The organism is Stutzerimonas azotifigens, assembly GCF_013522725.1.
Lineage (GTDB): Bacteria > Pseudomonadota > Gammaproteobacteria > Pseudomonadales > Pseudomonadaceae > Stutzerimonas > Stutzerimonas azotifigens_A.
In genome coordinates, this window is sequence record NZ_JAAMRF010000015.1 from 19544 (window position 1) to 39629 (window position 20086).

The 20086-nt window shown below is 63.6% G+C and carries 21 protein-coding genes and 2 tRNA genes; 9 read left to right on the forward strand and 14 right to left on the reverse strand.

From position 1 onward, the window contains the following. Positions 1-19: 19 nt before the first annotated feature. Positions 20-259, reverse strand: coding sequence for a hypothetical protein (locus G7026_RS21820; RefSeq protein WP_181073166.1), 240 nt, complete (start codon positions 257-259; stop codon positions 20-22). Between the two features lie 243 nt (positions 260-502). Further along, a tRNA-Met gene (locus tag G7026_RS21825) sits at positions 503-579 on the reverse strand. 275 nt (positions 580-854) lie between these two features. Here G7026_RS21825 and G7026_RS21830 point away from each other — a divergent pair. After that, positions 855-1559, forward strand: coding sequence for a hypothetical protein (locus tag G7026_RS21830; RefSeq protein WP_181073167.1), 705 nt, complete (start codon positions 855-857; stop codon positions 1557-1559). A gap of 108 nt (positions 1560-1667) precedes the next feature. Continuing rightward, on the forward strand, positions 1668-2702 hold the full coding sequence (gene uvsE / locus G7026_RS21835; RefSeq protein WP_181073168.1) for a UV DNA damage repair endonuclease UvsE: 1035 nt from the start codon (positions 1668-1670) through the stop codon (positions 2700-2702). A 71-nt stretch (positions 2703-2773) separates the two neighbouring features. Here uvsE and ychF read toward each other — a convergent pair whose 3' ends face one another. From ychF to G7026_RS21875, 8 genes are all read right to left on the reverse strand, one after another. Continuing rightward, positions 2774-3874: a redox-regulated ATPase YchF gene (ychF, locus tag G7026_RS21840; protein WP_181073169.1), complete on the reverse strand. Its 1101-nt coding sequence runs from the start codon at positions 3872-3874 to the stop codon at positions 2774-2776. A 23-nt stretch (positions 3875-3897) separates the two neighbouring features. Then, positions 3898-4482, reverse strand: a complete 585-nt coding sequence (gene pth, locus G7026_RS21845) for an aminoacyl-tRNA hydrolase (protein ID WP_181073170.1) — start codon at positions 4480-4482, stop codon at positions 3898-3900. Positions 4483-4516: 34 nt separating this feature from the next. Then, positions 4517-5134, reverse strand: coding sequence for a 50S ribosomal protein L25/general stress protein Ctc (locus G7026_RS21850; protein ID WP_181073171.1), 618 nt, complete (start codon positions 5132-5134; stop codon positions 4517-4519). A 123-nt stretch (positions 5135-5257) separates the two neighbouring features. Next, positions 5258-6199: a ribose-phosphate pyrophosphokinase gene (locus G7026_RS21855; RefSeq protein WP_181073172.1), complete on the reverse strand. Its 942-nt coding sequence runs from the start codon at positions 6197-6199 to the stop codon at positions 5258-5260. 42 nt (positions 6200-6241) lie between these two features. After that, positions 6242-6316: transfer RNA gene (locus G7026_RS21860), tRNA-Gln, on the reverse strand. A 31-nt stretch (positions 6317-6347) separates the two neighbouring features. Continuing rightward, on the reverse strand, positions 6348-7193 hold the full coding sequence (gene ispE, locus G7026_RS21865; RefSeq protein WP_258190405.1) for a 4-(cytidine 5'-diphospho)-2-C-methyl-D-erythritol kinase: 846 nt from the start codon (positions 7191-7193) through the stop codon (positions 6348-6350). Beyond that, positions 7193-7813: a lipoprotein insertase outer membrane protein LolB gene (lolB, locus tag G7026_RS21870; RefSeq protein ID WP_181073173.1), complete on the reverse strand. Its 621-nt coding sequence runs from the start codon at positions 7811-7813 to the stop codon at positions 7193-7195. Before lolB ends, ispE begins: the two co-directional genes overlap by 1 nt. 3 nt (positions 7814-7816) lie before the next feature. Continuing rightward, positions 7817-9541, reverse strand: a complete 1725-nt coding sequence (locus G7026_RS21875) for a tetratricopeptide repeat protein (RefSeq protein ID WP_181073174.1) — start codon at positions 9539-9541, stop codon at positions 7817-7819. Between the two features lie 186 nt (positions 9542-9727). Here G7026_RS21875 and hemA point away from each other — a divergent pair, with 186 nt between their 5' ends. The 6 genes from hemA to G7026_RS21905 all read left to right on the forward strand — a co-directional run bounded on the left by hemA (position 9728) and on the right by G7026_RS21905 (position 15141). Beyond that, positions 9728-10993 carry a glutamyl-tRNA reductase gene (hemA, locus tag G7026_RS21880; protein ID WP_181073175.1) on the forward strand — a complete coding sequence of 422 codons (1266 nt, stop codon included), beginning with the start codon at positions 9728-9730 and terminating at the stop codon, positions 10991-10993. Next, on the forward strand, positions 10993-12075 hold the full coding sequence (prfA, locus tag G7026_RS21885) for a peptide chain release factor 1 (RefSeq protein ID WP_181073176.1): 1083 nt from the start codon (positions 10993-10995) through the stop codon (positions 12073-12075). Before hemA ends, prfA begins: the two co-directional genes overlap by 1 nt. A 74-nt stretch (positions 12076-12149) precedes the next feature. Continuing rightward, positions 12150-13019 carry a peptide chain release factor N(5)-glutamine methyltransferase gene (gene prmC / locus G7026_RS21890; RefSeq protein WP_181073202.1) on the forward strand — a complete coding sequence of 290 codons (870 nt, stop codon included), beginning with the start codon at positions 12150-12152 and terminating at the stop codon, positions 13017-13019. After that, a complete protein-coding gene (locus G7026_RS21895; protein ID WP_181073177.1) occupies positions 13009-13764 on the forward strand; it encodes a molybdopterin-synthase adenylyltransferase MoeB in 756 nt (251 codons plus the stop codon). Before prmC ends, G7026_RS21895 begins: the two co-directional genes overlap by 11 nt. Next, positions 13757-14548: a glutamate racemase gene (murI, locus tag G7026_RS21900; protein ID WP_181073178.1), complete on the forward strand. Its 792-nt coding sequence runs from the start codon at positions 13757-13759 to the stop codon at positions 14546-14548. Before G7026_RS21895 ends, murI begins: the two co-directional genes overlap by 8 nt. 77 nt (positions 14549-14625) lie before the next feature. Then, positions 14626-15141 carry an acyloxyacyl hydrolase gene (locus G7026_RS21905; protein WP_181073179.1) on the forward strand — a complete coding sequence of 172 codons (516 nt, stop codon included), beginning with the start codon at positions 14626-14628 and terminating at the stop codon, positions 15139-15141. Positions 15142-15177: 36 nt separating this feature from the next. On the opposite strand, the gene G7026_RS21910 is transcribed toward G7026_RS21905, so the two are convergent. Continuing rightward, positions 15178-15495: a YkgJ family cysteine cluster protein gene (locus tag G7026_RS21910; protein WP_181073180.1), complete on the reverse strand. Its 318-nt coding sequence runs from the start codon at positions 15493-15495 to the stop codon at positions 15178-15180. A 101-nt stretch (positions 15496-15596) separates the two neighbouring features. Continuing rightward, positions 15597-16598: an NAD(P)/FAD-dependent oxidoreductase gene (locus G7026_RS21915; RefSeq protein ID WP_181073181.1), complete on the reverse strand. Its 1002-nt coding sequence runs from the start codon at positions 16596-16598 to the stop codon at positions 15597-15599. A gap of 324 nt (positions 16599-16922) precedes the next feature. Between G7026_RS21915 and hemH the strand changes: the two genes are divergently transcribed. After that, positions 16923-17942: a ferrochelatase gene (gene hemH, locus G7026_RS21920; RefSeq protein ID WP_181073182.1), complete on the forward strand. Its 1020-nt coding sequence runs from the start codon at positions 16923-16925 to the stop codon at positions 17940-17942. A 74-nt stretch (positions 17943-18016) separates the two neighbouring features. On the opposite strand, the gene G7026_RS21925 is transcribed toward hemH, so the two are convergent. Continuing rightward, the gene (locus G7026_RS21925) at positions 18017-19288 is read right to left on the reverse strand and encodes a uracil-xanthine permease family protein (RefSeq protein ID WP_181073183.1); all 1272 of its coding nucleotides are present in this window, start codon (positions 19286-19288) and stop codon (positions 18017-18019) included. A 2-nt stretch (positions 19289-19290) separates the two neighbouring features. Further along, entirely contained in the window at positions 19291-19929 is a 639-nt protein-coding gene (gene upp / locus G7026_RS21930) for a uracil phosphoribosyltransferase (RefSeq protein WP_181073184.1), read from the reverse strand. Positions 19930-20086: the final 157 nt, after the last annotated feature.

Below are 20086 nucleotides of genomic sequence, written 5' to 3' on the forward strand. Positions count from 1 at the left end.
CGTTCGACCCGGTCCCGTCTCAGTCCGGGGTGCAGCGGATACGCAGCTCGGTGCGGCTCGTGCTTTGCTCGTCATCGAGTGTCCGGTAGCCGTTTGGGCAGGCCTTGCGCGCAAGCGTTTCGCAATCGGCCCAGCCGGCGCTGGCACCGTCGCAGGCGAAGATGTATTCGTCGTCGGCAGCTGCAGGCGGCACTGTTTCCACCGTCTGGCAGGCCGCCAATAGGATTAGAAGCGGGGCGAGGGCGATCGTTCTGAGCATGGGCGCGTCTCCGGAACATTCAAAGGCGCGACATTTGAACCCAATCCGCGCAAAGGGTGCATCCAGATGGGGTGGCGAGGATGAGCGGCGTTCGTTCCTGCCCAGAGGTCGGCTGGGAACCTGCACGAACGGCTGATGCTGCGCGGCGCGCAGGTCATCGAGAAGGGGCCCGCATCGAGGGGCGCGCTTGAATCGCAGGCAAAGAAAAAAGGGGTTCAGCTTTCGCTGAACCCCTTTTCAATATGGTGGCTACGCAGGGACTTGAACCCCGGACCCCAGCATTATGAATGCTATGCTCTAACCAGCTGAGCTACGTAGCCAAGTGGCGCGCATTATTCTCGGCCGCGTTCGTGCTGTCAACCCTGCCGGTGCGCTTTTTTACGTGCTTTCAAGCGCTTAGCGAGAGGGCGGCGGCCGTTTTGCGGAGGCAATGGCCTGTCGTGGTTGCACGCGGGCGGGCTAGCAGGTAGACAAGCGGGCTTGGCGCATGTGCGCTGGCTACTTGCAGGCGTATCTCGATGGCTGGCTTCGATCGTTCTTCGTTATCCCTTCTTCCGCACTGCCTGGGCGTCCTGCCTGTGCCTGGGGTCCGGCAATGAGCCGCCCGCGCTCTGCATTAGCGCGGCTCGTTCTGCCGTGCCTGCTACTGCTTGCCATGCTGCTCGGCCTTTTGCTGTTTTGGCCGGCGGCGCAGTGGCTGCCTCGGGTATTGCCTGACGATATGCGTGTCCAGGGCGTGGAGGGCTCGCTGTATGCGGGTACGGCCGAGCGACTGTACTGGCGCAACCAGCCGATCGGTCCATGGGCCTGGCAACTGCGCGCCAACGGCGTGCTCGATGTACGGCTCGGGCGAGCCGGCGAGGGTGACTGGCAGGCGCGGCTTTCAGGCTGGCCGTGGCGCTGGCGAGCGGTCGTGACGGGAGGCGACCTGCAGTGGATGCAGGGCGGTGAGCTGGGACTGCTCCAGGCTCGCTTCGGTGGCGACATGCAATTGAAGGGTGACCGCAGCGGATGTCAGAGCTCCAGTGGCGCTCTACAAGCTGACGAGGCCTCGTGGGCGTTTCCGCCCGTGGCGTTCGGCAGCGCCGAGTTCAGTCTCGACTGCGGCGCTGAACTGCCAGTGCGCCTACGGCTGCAGCGGCCTGGTCAGCACGAGCTGCTGTTCGAACTCGATCCTGGTGAAAGTCGAGGCCATGTTCGCGGCGATCTGGTCCCCGGCGGGGCGAGCGCGCGTCTGGCGCAAGATTTCGGCGTGCTGAGCCGCAATCAGCGTCAGGTGGACCAGCCCATGTCCTGGTAAGCGACACACGCTTCGTCGGTCCAGCGGCACGCTGACGGCTAAACGGGCACTAACGTCTAGACCTTCTCGCGCAGGCCGAAAGCTTGCGCCGCCCGAGCGGAGCTCAAGATGTACAAACTTGGTTTTGCCTGCATGTACCGGCATCCCGGCCATAGCGAGTCGCTCAAGGAGCTGGAAAGCATCGAGCGCACCTTCAATCCCCGCTCGACGACCCTGCGCTGGCTCAACAGCGTCTCGCAGGATCAGGCGCAGGAGAAGCTCCACAGCATCATCGCCCACAATCTGGACGCGCAATTACGGTTGCTCGATTACGTCGCCACCCTGCCTGCTCCGTTGCGAATGCTCCGATTGAGTAGCGATCTTCTACCGTTCTACAGTCACGCGCAGGTCAGCGAGTTTTACCGATGTGCCGAAGTACGGGCGCTACTCGAGGAGCGCTTCGCTCGCATCGGGGAGCGCGCCCGCACGCATGGCATTCGGTTGTCGATGCATCCGGGGCAGTACTGCGTACTCGGCTCGGACAAGCCGCAGGTGGTGGAGAACAGCCTGGCCGAATTCGAATACCACGCCGACATGATTCGCATGATGGGCTATGGGCGGCAGTTTCAGGACTTCAAGTGCAACGTGCATATCGCCGGCCGGCTGGGCGGGGAGGGCATTCGGGTGCTGTGGCCTCGACTGTCGCAGGAGGCGCGCCATTGCATCACTTTCGAAAACGAGGAGAGGACCTACGGCGTTGATGATTGTCTGGCACTGGCAGATCTCGCGCCTGTGGTGCTCGACATCCATCATTGCTGGATCAACGAGGAGCGCTATATCGATCCGAACGATCCGCGAATCGACCGGATCCTCGAAAGCTGGCGTGGCGTGCGGCCGACCATGCACTACTCGCAACCGCCGGAAAGCCTGATGGAGGTCGGTTTCAGCGCAGACGACAAGCTGGAAATGCCTGCGCTCCTGCAGCATGTCAGCAAGCGCGATCTCTACAGCCACAGCAAGCGCATGTGGAACCGCTGGACCAATCGTTATGCGCGCGAATTTCTCGACCGGTTCGACATCATGTTCGAGGCCAAGGACAAGAATCTCGCAAGCCTGGATTTCTATCGAGACTACCTCGAGCAGAACCCTCGCTTGAGCGCATGACGGCGAGAGGGGCGATGACGGCATAACGAAAAAGCCCGGCGCATGGCCGGGCTTCTTTGACAGGCGCGTGGTTAGACGTTGAAGCGGAAGTGCATCACGTCGCCGTCCTTGACGATGTAATCCTTGCCTTCCAGGCGCCATTTGCCCGCGTCCTTTGCACCGTTCTCGCCCTTGTAGGCAATGAAGTCGTCATAGGCGACGACTTCGGCGCGGATGAAGCCTTTCTCGAAGTCGGTGTGGATCACGCCGGCGGCTTGTGGCGCGGTGGCGCCAACCTTCACCGTCCAGGCGCGCACTTCCTTGACCCCGGCGGTGAAGTAGGTCTGCAGGTTGAGCAGTTCGTAGCCGGCGCGGATCACGCGGTTCAGGCCCGGTTCTTCGAGCCCCAGCGATTCGAGGAACATGTCCTTTTCCTCGCCATCGTCGAGCTCGGCGATCTCGGCCTCGATCTTGTTGCACACCGGCACCACTATAGCCCCTTCGGCTGCGGCGATGGCGTTGACCACGTCGAGCAGTGGGTTGTTGTCGAAGCCGTCTTCGGCCACGTTGGCGATGTACATCACCGGCTTGCTTGTCAGCAGGTGGAAGCTGCGTACCAGTTGCTTCTCGTCATCGCCGAGGCTGCGCATAAGGGTGCGTGCAGGCTTGCCTTCGGTGAAATGGGGGATCAGCTTTTCCAGCAAGGCCTTCTGGGCCAGGGCTTCCTTGTCGCCGCCCTTAGCGTTGCGCGTGACTTTCTGGAGCTGCTTCTCGCAGCTGTCGAGGTCGGCGAAGATCAGTTCCAGATCGATGATTTCGATGTCGCGCTTGGGATCGACGCTGTTGGCCACGTGTATGACGTTGTCGTCCTGGAAGCAGCGCACCACATGGGCGATCGCATCGGTCTCGCGGATGTTGGCCAGGAATTTGTTGCCCAGGCCTTCACCCTTGGATGCGCCCGCGACGAGGCCGGCGATGTCGACGAACTCCATGGTCGTCGGCAGGATGCGCTCTGGCTTGACGATGTCGGCCAGGGCCTGCAGGCGGGGATCCGGCATCGGCACGATGCCACTGTTCGGCTCAATGGTGCAGAAGGGGAAGTTCTCCGCAGCGATGCCGGACTTGGTGAGGGCGTTGAACAGGGTGGACTTGCCGACATTGGGCAGGCCGACGATGCCGCAGTTGAATCCCATGATGTGTTGCCTCGGAGTTAGGTTCAGGCCTTCTGGCTATGCAGTCGCTGCATCGCCCGGGTCCAGTCGCCGGTAAGTATCTCCGGCGTGACGTCCAGCGCAAAGCCGATGGCGGTGTCGAGCATTTCGCGTTCGGCCTGGGGCGCGCGGCCCAGTACATAGCCGGACACCAGGCTCGCATGGCCGGGATGGCCGATGCCAAGGCGCAGACGATAAAAGCTGTTCTGATTGCCGAGCCTGGCGATGATGTCGCGCAGGCCGTTGTGACCACCGTGTCCGCCGCCCTGTTTGAGTTTGGCGACCCCCGGAGGCATGTCGAGTTCGTCGTGGGCCACAAGAATGGCCTCGGGAGGTATCCGGAAGAAACCCGCCAGTGCCGCGACGGCTTGGCCGCTGCGGTTCATGAAGGTGGTGGGAATCAATAGCCGGACATCTTCGCCCTGATGACGGAATTTACCGACCAGGCCGAAGTACTTGCGATCGACGCTGAGGCTGGCGCCCTGCCGGTCAGCGAGTCGCTCAACGAAAAGGGCCCCCGCGTTATGCCGGGTCTGGTCGTATTCCGGGCCTGGATTTCCCAGGCCAACGATCAGTTGTACGGCGGTCACGTCGGGGGCCCTTCCTCAGGCTGAAACGAGTGGATTACTCGTCGGCGCCTTCTTCTTTCGGTGCGTCTTCCTTGCTCACGCGCGGGGCGTGAATGTTGGCAACTGGCAGGTCGCTGCCATGCGCCAGCGATACCAGCTCAACGCCCTTCGGCAGCTTGATGTCGGTCATGTGTACAACCTGACCGATCTCGACCTTGGCCAAGTCGACTTCGATGAATTCCGGCAGGTCTTGCGGCAGGCAGGAGACTTCGACTTCGTTGATGTTGTGCAGTACTTCGCCGCCTTGCTGCTTCACGCCCACGGAAGATTCCTGGTTGATGAAGTGCAGTGGAACGGTAGCGGTCAGCTTGTGGCCTTCGACGACGCGCATGAAGTCGGCGTGCAGCACGAAGCTCTTGGCCGGGTGGCGCTGCAGTGCCTTGATTAGCACAGGCTCGGCCGTGCCATCGACGTTCAGGCTGATCACGTGGCTGAAGGAAGCCTCGGTCTCGAGCAGCTTGGCCAGTTCCTTCGCCAGGATAGCGATGGACTGAGGAGCCTCGTCGCCGCCGTAGATGACAGCAGGAACGAGGCTGGCGTTACGACGCAGGCGGCGGCTCGCACCTTTCCCCAGGTCGGAACGCGCTTGGGCATTCAGGGTGAAATCGGTCATTGTGTTTCTCCAAAATAACAACAACGCCCGCAGCGCTTGCGACCAGCGCTCGGGCGGTTGGGCAAAAAGCCCCGCACGGTGGCGGGGCGTATGTCGTCGGCGTGATAGCTGAGGCGCGAGGCCTTAGCGGAACATCGCGCTGATCGATTCTTCGTTGCTGATGCGGCGAACCGCTTCAGCCACCACTGGCGCGATGTCCAGTTGGCGAATGCGTGTGCAGGACTGCGCGGCGGCCGACAGCGGAATGGTGTTGGTCACCACCAGCTCATCGAGAACCGAATTTTCGATGTTCTCGATAGCGCGGCCCGACAGTACCGGATGCGTGCAATAGGCGTAGACCTTCGCTGCGCCATGCTCCTTCAGCGCCTTGGCCGCATGGCCAAGGGTGCCGGCGGTGTCGACCATGTCGTCGACCAGTACGCAGGTACGGCCTTCAACGTCGCCGATGATGTGCATGACTTCCGACTGGTTGGCCTTCGGCCGGCGCTTGTCGATGATCGCGAGATCCACGCCGAGCGTCTTGGCCACGGCACGCGCGCGCACCACACCACCGATATCGGGGGAGACGATCATCAGGTTGTCGAAGCGCTGGTCTTCGATGTCGTCCACCAGAACCGGAGAGCCATAGATGTTATCGACGGGAATGTCGAAGAAACCCTGGATCTGGTCGGCGTGGAGGTCGACGGTGAGCACGCGGTCGACACCCACTACGGTCAGCATGTCAGCGACGACTTTCGCGCTGATCGCCACGCGAGCGGAGCGCGGACGGCGATCCTGGCGGGCGTAACCGAAGTAGGGGAGTACCGCAGTGATGCGGGTAGCTGAAGAACGGCGGAAGGCGTCGGCCATCACTACCAGTTCCATCAGGTTATCGTTGGTCGGTGCGCACGTAGGCTGGATGAGGAACACATCCTTGCCGCGAACGTTTTCGTTGATTTCAACGCTGATCTCGCCATCGGAAAATTTTCCGACGGAGGCGTCACCGAGAGGGATATGCAGCTGACGTACGACACGCCGGGCCAGATCGGGGTTGGCATTCCCCGTGAAGACCATCATCTTGGACACGCGCAGTACCTGCCGGCTGAGGGTGGACCTGATGAAAGAAAATGGCAGGGGCGGCTGGATTCGAACCAACGCATGGCAGGATCAAAACCTGCTGCCTTACCGCTTGGCGACGCCCCTGTATCGTGTAGATGCCGTTCGGCATCCTGTCTCAGGACAGACTTTGCAGCTTCCGATGCAACATCGAGATGTTGCTACCCTTGGCTACGAAACCTGGCAGGGTGGCTGGAAGTTGGGCCGCGACTTTAACAGCTTCGGCTTCGTTGGGGAAGGCCCCAAATACACAACCACCAGTGCCGGTTAATCTAGCTGAAACAAATTTGTTTAGCAAGATCAAAGCGTTACGTACTTCGCTGTAACGCTCCTCGACAACCGACTGACAGTCATTCTGACCGCCCCGCTCGAGAACGGTGCGCACTTTAATGGGAGGGGTATCTCGTGTCAACTCCGGCGCAGAGAAAATTTCTGCTGTGCTGACAAAGACTTGCGGAACCACGACTAGAAACCAGGGCTCATCGGGCTCGACGAAGGTGAGGCGCTCACCCACACCTTCCGCGAACGCTGCCCGCCCATGGATAAACACCGGGACGTCCGCACCCAGGCTCAGGCCTAGTGTGGCTAGGCGTTCAGGGTTTATGTCCAGGTTCCAGAGGCGATTCAATCCCAGCAGTGTCGTGGCCGCGTCCGAGCTGCCGCCTCCGAGGCCGCCGCCCATGGGTAGGCGCTTTTCGAGGCGAATATCGGCGCCATATCGGGTGGCGCTTTCGCGCTGTAACAGGCGTGCTGCTCGAACGATTAGGTTGCTTTCGTGATCGACACCGGTGAGCTCACCGTGCAGGCGGATCTGGCCGTCGTCGCGTCGGATGAAATGCAGCTCATCGCTGTAATCAAGGAACTGAAACAGCGTCTGCAGCTCGTGATAACCGTCGGCGCGGCGGCCGACGATATGCAGCATCAGGTTGAGCTTGGCGGGGGCGGGGAGGGACAGCGTCGGCATCAGCGCCCCAGCTCGCGTGGTTGCCAGTCCTTGATCACCAGCGTCACCTGCAGGTCGTGACCCTGCAGGCGGATTCGCTCAGGCAGTGAATAGCCATCCTGTTCCAGATAGCTCAGGTACTCGACCTGCCAGCCGTCCTGGTCCAGGCGAGCCAGTCGGCCGTCACTGTCGAGGCCGATACGGCTGCGGCTGTCGGGCGCCGGCAGTCCGCGTACCCACCAGAGCAGATGCGAGACCGGCAATCGCCAGCCAAGCTGGGCTTCCAGTAGCGCCTCGGGAGAGTCGGCTTCGAAGCGTCCCTGGCCGGCGACTTCCAGCGTCACAGCGTCGGAGCGGCCGGTCAGGCGGGTCGCTCCGCGCCCGAGTGGGCCGGACAGGCGAATGTCGAAATAGTCCTGGCGCTGCAGCCAGAACAGGGTGCCGCTGCCCGAATCCCGCGGGGCGCGGATGCCGACCTTGCCGCTGATCTGCCAGCCGTCGAGCGAGGCGATCCGGCTTTTGTGATCGCTCCAGGCGGCTGCGTTGCCGGGCCCTTCCACCGATTCGTGCGGCGTGATGCCGGCGCAGCCAGCGAGCAGGGCGATCAGTCCGATAAGCAGGTAATTACGCAAAACGGTCATCTGTCAGGGTTTCTCCGAGCCGGTCAGGCGCTGCAGCGTGTCCCGCAGGATCTCGCTGTCGGGTTGCTGTTTCAGGGCATCGGCCCACACGCGACGTGCCTCGCGTTGCTTGCCCTGGGCCCAGAGCACCTCGCCGAGGTGTGCGGCCACTTCATGATCGGGGAACAGCTCCAGCGCGTGACGCAGCAGGCGCTCGGCTTCGGCGTAATTGCCCAGTCGAAAGTTCACCCAGCCGAGGCTGTCGAGGATCGCCGGGTCGTCGGGTTTGAGCGCCAGCGCCTGTTCGATCAACACCTTGGCTTCTTCGTGGCGACTGGTGCGGTCGGTCAGCGTATAGCCCAGCGCATTGAGTGCAGTGGCGTTTTCCGGATCGCGCTCGATGATGAAACGCAGGTCCTTTTCCAGGGCCGCCAAGTCCCCACGCTTCTCGGCCAGCATCGCGCGGGTGTAGAGCAGGTTCAGGTCATCGGGAAACTGGTGTACCGCTTCGCTCATCACCTGCCAGGCCTGATCGTTACGCTGCGCGCCCGACAGCGCCTCCATTTCGATCAGGTACAGCTGGATGGCGTAGTCGGGTTGCTCGTTACGGGCCTCGGCTAGAAGCTGGGTGGCTTGCGCGTCGCGACCGTTCTGGAACAGCAGCTGGGTCTGGAACAGTTTTGCGGGCAGGTAGTCGTTACCCGGCCCGACTTCGGCGAAAGCGGCAAGCGCTTCGTCGGTCTCGCCCAGTGCCTGGCGAGCGCGGCCGAGATTGAAATAGGCCGCGTCCACATGGCTGCCGCGCATGATCAGCTCTTCCAGATAGACGATCGCCTCGCGCCAGGCTTCGGCTTCCAGGCACACCAGGGCCATGGAAAAGCGCAAGTCGTCGTCGCCTGGGTACTGTTGGACCAGGGTGGCGAATTCGCCCATCGCCTGGTCGAGGCGTTCGTGTTCGACCAGCATCCGCGCGTAAGTCAGGCGCAGGCGTTTGTCTTCCGGGTGCAGGCGCAGGCTGCGCTCGAGCAGCGGCAGGGCTTCCTTGCCGCGATCGAGCACATGCAGAAGCCTGGCGCGCAAGAGGATAGAAGGCACCTGCTGCTTGTCTGCCTGCTGGGATTCGAGCAGTTGGAGCGCTTCTTCGGCTTTGCCGTCCTGCTGCAGCAGCACCGCCTTGCCGAACAACAGTTGCGGATTGCCGGGATTGCGGACCAGCAACTGGTCGAAACTCTGCAGCAGCCCGGCGCGGGTGTCCGGGTCGGTCTCGGCGGCCGAAAGCGCGAGGAAGTCGAAATGCGTATCGCCTTGCCCCTGGAGCACCTTTTCCATGAACTCCAGCGATTCTTCATAGCGGCCGGCACGTGCCAGCTGGATCGCGGCGGCGCGCTGGGCGTCGAGGCTATCGGTGTTACGGGCCCAGATCAGCGCTGTGTCGAGGGCGGCCTGCTCGGCGCCGAGGTACTCGGCGATGCGAAAGCCTCGCTCGGCCACGCCGGGATCCTGGGTGGCGTTGGCTTGCTGGACGTAGTTGCCCAGAGCGATGTCGAAGCGATTGCGCTGCCCGGCGAGTTCGGCGACCAGCAATGCATAGAGCGATTCGCGGCTGAAGGTGCCGTAGTGGGCGGGCTCGACTTTTGGCGATTCGAGTGCTGCGCCCTCTGCCGGTGCGGTGCTGTCGGAGGCAGGCGGCGCGAAGGTCTGGCAGCCACCGAGAAGCAGCATGGCGGTGAGGGCGAAGTGTTTTTTCATAGGTATGGGTACGGCTGCTCTGCGTTCGCGGCATGATGACACAAGCCATGGGGCAAGCACATGGGGCGGCCCTGGCGAGGTGGTCGGCTGGGTTCAACAGCAGCTGGGACAATTGGCGGCGGTGGTTGTTCTGGATCAGGCGAAGTAGGACAATTGCGGGCTCCGTTTTTTAGTCAGCGACCCTGCATGCCCTTCATCGCGCTTGGCATCAACCACAAGACCGCCTCGGTGGACGTCCGTGAGCGCGTGGCTTTCACACCCGAGCAGACCGTTGAAGCTCTGCAGCAGTTGTGCCGGGTTACGGCTACTCGCGAAGCGGCGATCCTGTCGACCTGCAACCGCAGCGAGCTCTACCTGGAGCAGGATCAGGTGGAGGCCGACGCCGTGCTGGCCTGGCTGGCCAGCTATCACCGCCTCGACCTGGACGATCTCAAGGCCTGCGCCTACGTGCACACGGACGACGAAGCGGTGCGGCATATGATGCGCGTCGCCGCCGGGCTCGACTCGATGGTTCTCGGCGAGCCGCAGATCCTCGGGCAGATGAAGTCCGCCTATGCCGTGGCGCGGGAAGCGGGCAGCGTCGGACCATTGCTTGGGCGGTTGTTCCAGGCCACGTTCAGCACGGCCAAGACGGTGCGGACCGATACGGCCATCGGTGAGAACCCGGTCTCCGTGGCCTTTGCCGCGGTCAGCCTGGCGCGACAGATCTTCAGCAACCTCGACCGCAGCCAGGCGCTGCTGATCGGCGCGGGCGAGACCATTACCCTGGTTGCCCGGCACCTGCACGAGCAGGGCGTCAAGCGCATCGTCGTCGCCAACCGTACGCTGGAGCGCGCCAGTGCATTGGCCGAGCAGTTCGGTGCTCATGCGATCCTGCTCGCCGACATTCCGGACGAGCTGGCCAATAGCGACATCGTCATCAGCTCCACGGCCAGCCAGCTGCCGATTCTCGGCAAGGGTGCTGTCGAACAGGCACTCAAACGCCGTAAACACAAGCCGATGTTCATGGTCGACATTGCGGTGCCGCGCGACATAGAGCCGCAGGTTGGCGAGCTGGACGACGTCTACCTCTATACGGTCGACGACCTGCATGAGGTCGTCGCCGAAAACCTCAAAAGTCGCCAGGGCGCCGCGATGGCCGCCGAAGAGCTGGTGGCCGCTGGCACCGAAGACTTTATGCTGCGGCTGCGCGAGCTGGCCGCGGTGGACGTGCTCAAGGCCTATCGTCAGCAGGCCGAGCGTATTCGCGATGAAGAGCTTTCCCGCGCGCAGCGACTGCTGGCCAACGGCGCGTCCGCCGATGACGTGCTGGCGGCGCTTGCCCGCGGACTCACCAACAAACTGCTGCATGCACCCAGCGTGCAGCTGAAAAAACTTTCTGCCGAAGGCCGTATCGAGGCCCTGACCATGGCGCAGGAACTCTTCGCTCTCAACGAGAGCCCGGACAAATGATGAAAGCCTCGCTGCTCAACAAGCTCGACACCCTGCAGGATCGTTTCGAGGAACTGACGGCGCTGCTCGGCGATGCCGAAGTGATCAGCGACCAGAACAAATTTCGCAGTTATTCCAAGGAATACGCCGAGGTCGAGCCGGTCATCGGTGCCTACCGCGAATTGCGCAAGGTGGAGAGCGATCTGGAAGGTGCCCAGGCGCTGCTCAAGGACAGCGACCCCGACCTGCGGGAAATGGCTGCCGAAGAAGTCGAGCAGGCACGTGAGCACCTGGCGCGGCTCGAGCAGGACTTGCAACGGATGCTGCTGCCCAGGGATCCAAACGACGGACGCAACGTGTTTCTCGAGATTCGTGCCGGCACGGGTGGCGACGAGGCGGCGATCTTCTCCGGGGATCTGTTCCGCATGTATTCGCGCTACGCCGAGCGTCAGGGCTGGCGTGTCGAGATCCTGTCCGAAAGCCTCGGCGAGCATGGCGGCTACAAGGAAGTGATCGCACGGGTGGAAGGCGACAACGTCTACGCCAAGCTCAAGTTCGAATCCGGCGCCCACCGCGTTCAGCGCGTACCGGAAACCGAGTCCCAGGGCCGTATCCACACCTCGGCCTGCACCGTCGCGGTGTTGCCAGAGCCGGACGAGCAGACGGCCATCGAGATCAACCCCGCCGACTTGCGCGTCGACACCTACCGCTCTTCCGGTGCGGGCGGCCAGCACGTGAACAAGACGGATTCGGCGATCCGCATCACGCACCTGCCCACCGGCATCGTGGTGGAGTGCCAGGAGGAACGCTCGCAGCACAAGAACCGCGCCAAGGCCATGGCCTGGCTGGCGGCCAAGCTGCAGGACCAGCAGGACGCCGCCGCGCACAAGGAGATTTCCGACACGCGCAAGCTGCTGGTGGGGTCGGGTGATCGCTCCGAGCGAATCCGCACCTACAACTTTCCCCAGGGGCGGGTGACCGATCACCGCATCAACCTGACCCTGTATTCGCTCAACGAGGTGGTCGGGGGCGCGGTCGAGCAGGTGATCGAGCCGCTGCTGCTCGAGTACCAGGCCGATCAGTTGGCCGCGCTGGGCGATTGATGCGTGCCACCGCCGAGACGGTGGCCGATAATTTTGCCGCCATGGATGTTCTGCCTGCCGGATCCCAGATGCTACTGCCCACCATTGCCGCACTGCTGAAAAACGCCGACCTGCCCGATTCGCCGAGTCCTCGGGTGGACAGCGAATGGCTGCTGGCCGCTGCACTCGACAAACCCTTGAGCTATCTGCGTACCTGGCCGGAACGCGAAGTGCCGGCCGAGGCGGCCGAGCGTTTCGCGGCCAGCCTGGCGCGTCGGCGGCAGGGCGAGCCGGTCGCCTACATCCTTGGCCGGCAGGGCTTCTGGAGCCTGGATCTGGAAGTCGCGCCGGATACCCTGATTCCCCGCCCGGATACCGAACTGCTGGTGGAAACCGCCCTTGATGTGCTGCCCGCGTCTGTGACCGCCCGGGTGCTGGATCTGGGGAGCGGAACCGGCGCTATTGCGTTGGCTCTTGCGATCGAGCGTCCCGCCTGGCGGGTGCTGGGCGTCGACCGGATCGAGGCGGCGGTGGCGTTGGCCGAGCGCAATCGCCAGCGGCTTGGCGTGCGCAACGCGAGCTTCATGGCGAGTGACTGGTTCGTCGGTCTGGCGGATGCGCGTTTCGCGCTGATCGTCAGCAACCCCCCTTACATTCCTTCAAGCGATCCCCATCTGACCCAGGGCGATGTGCGCTTCGAGCCGCGCAGCGCGCTCGTGGCCGGTGACGATGGTTTGGACGATATTCGCCTGATCATCGATCAGGCGCCGCAGCACCTGGAGGCCGACGGCTGGCTGCTGCTCGAGCACGGCTACGATCAGGCCGACGCGGTGCGGGCGCTGCTGATCGCGCAGGGGTTCGTCCAGGTCCGCAGCCGCACGGATCTGGGCGGCAATCCACGGGTCAGCCTCGGGCGGCTGGCCTCTAACCTGCCTGTCCCGGAGGAGGGTGGCGATGCTCACTGACGACGAACTGCTGCGCTACAGCCGGCAGATCCTGCTCAAGCAGGTCGATATCGAGGGGCAGCTCAAGCTCAAGGGCAGCCGCGTGCTGATCGTGGGGCTTGGGGGGTTGGGCTCGCCGGTCGCGCTATACCTCGCCGCCGCCGGTGTCGGCGAACTGCATCTGGCCGATTTCGATCAGGTCGATCTGACCAATTTGCAGCGGCAGATCGCCCATGACACCGAGTCGGTCGGTCTGTCCAAGGTCGATTCGGCTATCGCACGACTTACCGCGCTCAACCCCGAGGTGGTGACGCAGGGGCATCGGGCGGGGCTCGATGCCGACTCGCTGGAGACCGCGGTACAGGCGGTTGACCTGGTGGTGGACTGCACCGACAACTTCTCCATTCGCGAGGCGATCAACAAGGCGTGTGTGGAGGCGCGCAAACCGCTGGTCAGCGGTGCGGCGATCCGTCTGGAGGGGCAGCTCTCGGTGTTCGATCCGCGAGATGAGCTCAGTCCCTGCTACCACTGCCTCTATGGTCATGGCAGCGAAGGGGAGTTGACCTGCAGCGAGGCTGGTGTGCTCGGGCCGCTGGTGGGGCTGGTCGGCAGCCTGCAGGCGCTCGAGGCGCTGAAGTTGCTGGCCGGCTTCGGCGAGCCGCTGGTGGGGCGCCTGTTGCTGATCGACGGGTTTTCCTCGCGGATCCGCGAGCTGCGCGTCAAGCGCGACCCGGCCTGCGCGGTGTGTGGTGGCCTCAGTGGCTAGTCATGCGCCCATCGGGGTATTCGATTCCGGCGTGGGCGGGCTGTCGGTACTGCGCGAGATCCGATCGCGGCTGCCGGGCGAGTCGTTGCTCTATCTGGCCGACAGCGGCCACGTCCCCTATGGCGAGAAAACCCAGGCCTTCATCCGCGAACGCTGCCAGGTGATTGCCCGCTTCCTCCTCGAGCGCGGCGCCAAGGCCCTGGTGGTGGCCTGCAATACGGCCACGGCCGCGGGCATCGTCGAGCTGCGCGAGCGTTATCCAAACCTGCCGCTGGTTGGTATGGAACCCGCCGTCAAGCCTGCCGCGCGGGCTACCCGCAGCGGCGTGGTGGGCGTGCTCGCGACCACGGGAACCCTGCAGAGCGCCAAGTTCGCCGCCTTGCTCGATCGGTTCGCCAGCGACGTACGGGTCGTGACTCAGCCCTGTCCGGGGCTGGTCGAGTGCATCGAGGCGGGGGCGCTGGACGGGGCGCATACACGAAAACTGCTCGAAAGCTTCGTCGCGCCGCTGCTTGAGGCCGGCTGCGATACGCTGATCCTCGGCTGTACGCATTATCCCTTCATCAAGCCGCTGCTGCGCGAGATGCTGCCGGCCGATATCAGCCTGATCGATACCGGCGAAGCGGTTGCCAGACGGCTCGAGGCGTTGCTCGCCGAAAAGGGCCTGAGGCGGCCGGGCGCAGGGGGTGTCGAGTTCTGGAGCAGCGGCGATCCGCAGCGTCTGGAAAAGGTGTTGCCGGCGCTCTGGGGCGAGGCGGCAGAGGTGTCGTTTTTCTCCGGTTAGGAACTCCCCGCTTCGCCTGGTTTCTGACATGAAGTCGATACAAAATAATTCATTTCCGCGTCGATAAGGATGTTCCGATGAAAAAACTGATCGCCCTGGCTGCGCTGACAGCCTGCTCTCTGGCACCTGTAGCTGCTAACGCCATGTCGCTGACTGCGGCGGTCGGCCAGACTGGCGAATCGACCATGACCTACCGTCTGGGGGCGCAGTTCGATTTCCAGAGAAGCTGGTTCCAGACCAGTGTTGGCCGACTGACCGGCTACTGGGATGCTGGTTACACCTATTGGGAAGGTGACGAGACCACCGCCAACCACAGCCTTTCGTTCGCGCCCGTGTTCGTTTACGAGTTCGCCGGACAGACCGTGCGGCCTTATATCGAAGCGGGTATCGGCGTCGCGCTGTTCGAGAACACCGAGCTGGAAAACAACGACCTGAGCACTGCCTTCCAGTTCGAAGACCGCATCGGCCTGGGCCTTCGCTTCAACGGCGGGCACGAAATCGGTGTGCGGGCGATCCATTATTCCAACGCGGGCATCAAGAAGCCCAACGACGGCGTCGAGAGCTACGCGGTGCACTACCGCATGGCGTTCTGAGCCTGACGGGCGGATCGCGCCGTCGATCCGCCCGCTTCAGCGGTAGGCGACCAGCAGGTCGCTGCGCTCTTCCAGGCAGTCCTGCGAGCCTGTTTCGAATTCCCTGCAGATCCATGGACGGTTGGCGTAGATGGTGCAGCGCATGCTGTCGCGGTCCAGTGCCGCACACCAGCCATCGTCGAGTCGGCGCATCACCTGGCCACCCCAACGGTCGGTCTCGATATAGCGCTCGGGAACTCCGGTTTCGCTGATCAGCATGACCTCCAGCCGGCAGCAGCAGGCGGCGCAGGTCGAGCAGCTAACGGCGGGTTCTTGGGGGGAGAGGTCTTGGTGCGGGATCAGCGAGTCGTTCATCGGCGCAGTCTAACGTCCGCCAGGCGCGAGTGCATGCTTGGCGGCCGGGCGGTGCGGTTCTGCGAGGCGGGCGCCAGCCGCGATAGCGGCCGGATCGCAGGTCAATTCCATGCGTGGTTGGCGATATGCGCCTGCAGTCGCTTGGCCGTTTCCTGGCCACTGAGCCAGGCGCCTTCGACTCGCCCGGACGAGCACCAATCGCCGCAGGCATAAAGGCCCAGGTCGCCGTCGGACAGAGCACCCCACTGATGGGCGGTCGCCGGTCTGGCATAGAGCCAGCGGTGGGCGATGCTTTCGACCGGAGGTGGTACGGCGCATCCAATCATCTCGGCGAATGCGCCGTGCAGGGCTTCGATGACACACTCCTTGGAAAGGTCCAGGTTGTGTCGGCTCCATTCACTGCTGGCGTGCAGCACCCAGCTGTCAGGGCTGGGCGCGCGGCCCGGCTTGCTCTGGGTGCGCGCCAGCCAGTCGAGTGGGCTGTCCTGGGCGAAGCAGCCTTCGACCGGGGTGTCGAGCGGCTCTGCAAAGCTCAGCGCCACCGACCAGGTGGGCTCCATGGTGACACTGGCCGCCACGCTGGCAAGCTTGGGGGCCGCCGCCAGCAGATTGGTCGCCTGCGGGGCAGGGGTGGCGACGATGGCGTGACTGAACGGGCCATGGCTGTTGCCGTCGGCGTCCTGCAGGTGCCAGTGCTGGTCTCCGCGGAACACCTCGGTGATGCGGCAGGAAAACTGCACGGGTAGCGCGCCGAGCATGGCGCGGGTGATCGAACTCATGCGCGGCGTGCCGACCCAGCGAACCTGTTCGTCCGGCGACGGGCTCAAGCGACCCTCGCGGGCGTGATACAGGGCCGGTGTCCACTCGGCTGCCCAGCCCCGGGCGCGCCATTGCTGCACCGCTTCGGCGAAGCGGCGATCACGGGCGGTGAAGTACTGTGCGCCGAGATCGAGCGAGCCGCTTTCGCTGCGCTTGCTGGCCATGCGTCCGCCGCTGCCGCGGCTTTTGTCGAACAATTGAACGTCCAGGCCCGCCTCGACCAGAGCCTGTGCGGCGGATAGCCCGGCGATGCCGGTGCCGATGATGGCGATGGGGATGCTCATGGTTATCCTCGTTTCTTGCAGGCCGGGGCAGCAGGCCGGGATGCCATGCGGGCGCTCGGTGCTCCTGCAGATTGCAGCCAGTAACTAATCAGACCTCAGGGCTGGGCGCAATACGCCTTGTCATCTCGACAGACTAAAACGGATGGTTTGCTCGTGGTTGCGCGACGACCTTCACGGCTGGATTTGCTGACCGATGGTCTTCCCGGCGCAGCGAAAAAAACCCAATCGAGCCCATCAATGTTTATAAGCGGCACACAGGGCCGGGCGTTTTTATAATGACGCCACGTTCACGTCGGCTTGCCGGCTCTATCGATAGGATCTGCCATGACCCATGCGCTTTTGCTGGTTAACCTGGGTTCGCCTGCTTCACCTCAGGTCGGCGATGTGCGTCGCTACCTCGACCAGTTCCTGATGGATCCCAATGTCGTCGACTTGCCCTGGCCCTTGAGGCGCTTGCTGGTGTCGTTGATATTGATCCGACGTCCGGCGCAATCGGCACGCGCCTACGAGTCGATCTGGTGGGAGGAGGGTTCGCCGCTGATCGTGCTCAGCCGGCGGCTGCAGGAGAAGATGCAAGCGCAGTGGACCCAGGGGCCGGTAGAACTCGCGATGCGCTATGGCGAGCCGTCGATCGAGCCGGTCCTGCTGCGCCTGGCAGAGCGGGGCGTCGACACCCTGACCCTGGCGCCGCTCTATCCCCAATTCGCCGACAGCACCACCACTACCGCGATTGAAGAAGCGCGACGGGTGGTCGCCAAGCACGGGCTGAAGTTCGAGATCAATGTGCTGCCGCCGTTCTACGATCAGCCCGAATACCTCGATGCGCTGGTTGAAAGTGCGCGGCCTCACTTGCAGGAGAGTTTCGACCACCTGCTGCTGAGCTTTCATGGCTTGCCCGAGCGGCATATCCGCAAGCTGGTCAAGGATGCTGGACATGATCTGCGCGCCGCCGACAGCCACGGGGTCAGCGACGAGGTGCTTGCATGCTGTTATCGCAGTCAGTGCCTGCGCACCGCCGAACTGTTTGCTGAGCGCGCGGGGTTGCATCCGGGCCAATGGTCGGTGTCGTTCCAGTCCCGGCTGGGCAAGGACAAGTGGATTGAGCCCTACACCGAGACGCGGATCGACGAGCTCGCCGCGCAGGGCGTGAAGCGACTGCTGGTGATGTGTCCGGCATTCGTCGCCGATTGCATCGAAACGCTGGAAGAAATCGGTGATCGCGGACGCGATCAGTTCATCGCGGCGGGAGGCGAGGAACTGGCACTGGTGCCCTGCATGAACGATCACCCTCGCTGGGTCACGGCACTGGCGCAGCTTTGTCGTCGGGCCGCTCAGGCCATTTGAGCAGCAGTCTCTGGCTCGCTGGCAAAGCTCAGGCATGAAAAAGGCGCGCCCGAGCGCGCCTTTCAGCCAGCCGGTTAGTCGTCAGTGAGCGGGTCGTGGCCGTCGCGGTCACGCCAGCCGTGGCCGCCGGGGAGCAGCAGGTTGAGCAGAATGGCGATGATTCCGCACAGCGAGATGCCCTTGAGGCTGACATCGCCTGCCCCGATGACCATCCCGCCGATACCGAACACAAGCGTCACCGCGACGATCACCAGATTACGCGCTTCGGAAAGATCGACCTGGTGACGGATCAGCGTGTTCAGCCCGACCACCGCAATGGAGCCGAACAGCAGGCACAGAATGCCGCCCATGACCGGTACCGGGATGCTCTGCAGTGCTGCGCCGAACTTGCCGATGAAGGCCAGCACGATGGCGACGCCAGCGGCCCACAGCATCACTCGTGGGTTGAAGTTCTTCGTCAGCATGACGGCCCCCGTCACCTCCGAGTAGGTGGTGTTGGGCGGCCCACCCAGCAGTCCTGCCGCCGAGGTGGCAAGGCCATCGCCGAGCAGGGTGCGGTGCAGGCCGGGCTTCTTCAGGTAGTTCTTGCCCGTCACGGTGCCGATCGCCAGGACATCGCCGATGTGCTCGATTGCCGGCGCGATGGCGACCGGCAGCATGAACAGGATCGCCCCCCAGTGGAACTCGGGAGCGACGAACTTCGGCAGTGCCAGCCAGGGCGCGGCCGCGATGGACGCGAAACTCACCACACCCAGCAGCCAGGAGAGGAGGTAGCCAACGGCCACACCGGCCAGGATTGGCACCAGGCGGAAAATGCCCTTGCCGACCACCGCCACCACCAGTGTGGTCAGCAGCGCAGGCAGCGAGATCATCAATGCGGTGTCGTAGGGTACCAGCTGCACGCTGGCGTCACCGGCCTTGCCCATCGCCATGTTCGCCGCCACCGGGGCGAGCCCCAGGCCGATCGACATGATCACCGGGCCAATCACCACGGGCGGCAGCAGGCGGTCGATGAAGCCGGTGCCCTTGAGCTTTACCGCACCGGCCAGCAGCATGTACATGACTCCCGCCGCGACCAGGCCCCCGAGGGTCGCTGGCAGGCCGAACTCGACCTGGGCCGCCAGGATCGGGGCGATGAAGGCGAAGCTCGACGCCAGGAAAACCGGCACCTGGTTGCGGGTGACCAGGTGGAACACCAGGGTGCCCAGGCCGGCGGTGAAAAGGGCGACGTTGGGGTCCATCCCGGTGATCAGTGGCATCAGCACTAGCGCGCCGAATGCCACGAACAGCATCTGCGAGCCGGCCAGCGCCTGACGCCAGAGCGGATCGCTCATGTGTTCCTGCATGCTCAGACGTCCTTCTGCTTGGTGCCGAAGATCTTGTCGCCCGCATCGCCCAGGCCGGGAATGATGTAGCCGTTGGCATCGAGCTTCTGATCGATCGAGGCGGTGAAGATGGTCACGTCCGGGTGGGCCTTCTCCACGGCGGCGATGCCCTCCGGGGCTGCGACCAGTACCAGCGCGCGGATCTCCTTGCAGCCAGCCTTCTTCAGCATGTCGATGGTCGCGACCATCGAGCCGCCAGTGGCCAACATCGGATCGATGATCATCGCCAGGCGCTGGTCGATTTCGGGAACCAGCTTTTCCAGGTAGGTGTGCGCCTTGAGGGTTTCCTCGTTGCGTGCGATGCCCACCGCACTGACCTTTGCGCCGGGAATCAGGCTGAGCACGCCATCGAGCATGCCGATACCGGCCCGCAGGATGGGCACCACGGTGATCTTCTTGCCGGAAATCTTCTCGACCTCGACCGGCCCGCACCAGCCCTCGATGGAATAATGCTCGAGCGGCAGGTCCCGCGTGGCTTCATAGGTGAGGATGGAACCGACTTCTTGAGCCAGTTCGCGGAAGTTCTTGGTGCTGATGTCGGCGCGGCGCATGAGGCCGACCTTGTGACGGATCAGCGGATGGCGGATCTCTTGAATGGGCATGACGGCTCCGGCGGGCAAAAAAACCGGCTTAGATTAAAGCATCCCCAGGCCAGCGGCTATGCGGATCGGGCCCTGCGGCTTGCCGCTCGCCCCGAGGATGGGTATCGTCGCGCCCTTTTATCTGGACGCAGCGGCCCGTTGGATCGCTGTGTATGCC

What these genes read in the sequence shown, in the direction of transcription:
- G7026_RS21820 (WP_181073166.1), bottom strand. Translation starts at nt 259, where the DNA reads ATGCTCAGAACGATCGCCCTCGCCCCGCTTCTAATCCTATTGGCGGCC.
- G7026_RS21830 (WP_181073167.1), top strand. Translation starts at nt 855, where the DNA reads ATGAGCCGCCCGCGCTCTGCATTAGCGCGGCTCGTTCTGCCGTGCCTG.
- uvsE (WP_181073168.1), top strand. Translation starts at nt 1,668, where the DNA reads ATGTACAAACTTGGTTTTGCCTGCATGTACCGGCATCCCGGCCATAGC.
- ychF (WP_181073169.1), bottom strand. Translation starts at nt 3,874, where the DNA reads ATGGGATTCAACTGCGGCATCGTCGGCCTGCCCAATGTCGGCAAGTCC.
- G7026_RS21850 (WP_181073171.1), bottom strand. Translation starts at nt 5,134, where the DNA reads ATGACCGATTTCACCCTGAATGCCCAAGCGCGTTCCGACCTGGGGAAA.
- ispE (WP_258190405.1), bottom strand. Translation starts at nt 7,193, where the DNA reads ATGCCGACGCTGTCCCTCCCCGCCCCCGCCAAGCTCAACCTGATGCTG.
- lolB (WP_181073173.1), bottom strand. Translation starts at nt 7,813, where the DNA reads ATGACCGTTTTGCGTAATTACCTGCTTATCGGACTGATCGCCCTGCTC.
- G7026_RS21875 (WP_181073174.1), bottom strand. Translation starts at nt 9,541, where the DNA reads ATGAAAAAACACTTCGCCCTCACCGCCATGCTGCTTCTCGGTGGCTGC.
- hemA (WP_181073175.1), top strand. Translation starts at nt 9,728, where the DNA reads ATGCCCTTCATCGCGCTTGGCATCAACCACAAGACCGCCTCGGTGGAC.
- prfA (WP_181073176.1), top strand. Translation starts at nt 10,993, where the DNA reads ATGAAAGCCTCGCTGCTCAACAAGCTCGACACCCTGCAGGATCGTTTC.
- G7026_RS21895 (WP_181073177.1), top strand. Translation starts at nt 13,009, where the DNA reads ATGCTCACTGACGACGAACTGCTGCGCTACAGCCGGCAGATCCTGCTC.
- G7026_RS21905 (WP_181073179.1), top strand. Translation starts at nt 14,626, where the DNA reads ATGAAAAAACTGATCGCCCTGGCTGCGCTGACAGCCTGCTCTCTGGCA.
- G7026_RS21910 (WP_181073180.1), bottom strand. Translation starts at nt 15,495, where the DNA reads ATGAACGACTCGCTGATCCCGCACCAAGACCTCTCCCCCCAAGAACCC.
- G7026_RS21915 (WP_181073181.1), bottom strand. Translation starts at nt 16,598, where the DNA reads ATGAGCATCCCCATCGCCATCATCGGCACCGGCATCGCCGGGCTATCC.
- hemH (WP_181073182.1), top strand. Translation starts at nt 16,923, where the DNA reads ATGACCCATGCGCTTTTGCTGGTTAACCTGGGTTCGCCTGCTTCACCT.
- G7026_RS21925 (WP_181073183.1), bottom strand. Translation starts at nt 19,288, where the DNA reads ATGCAGGAACACATGAGCGATCCGCTCTGGCGTCAGGCGCTGGCCGGC.
- upp (WP_181073184.1), bottom strand. Translation starts at nt 19,929, where the DNA reads ATGCCCATTCAAGAGATCCGCCATCCGCTGATCCGTCACAAGGTCGGC.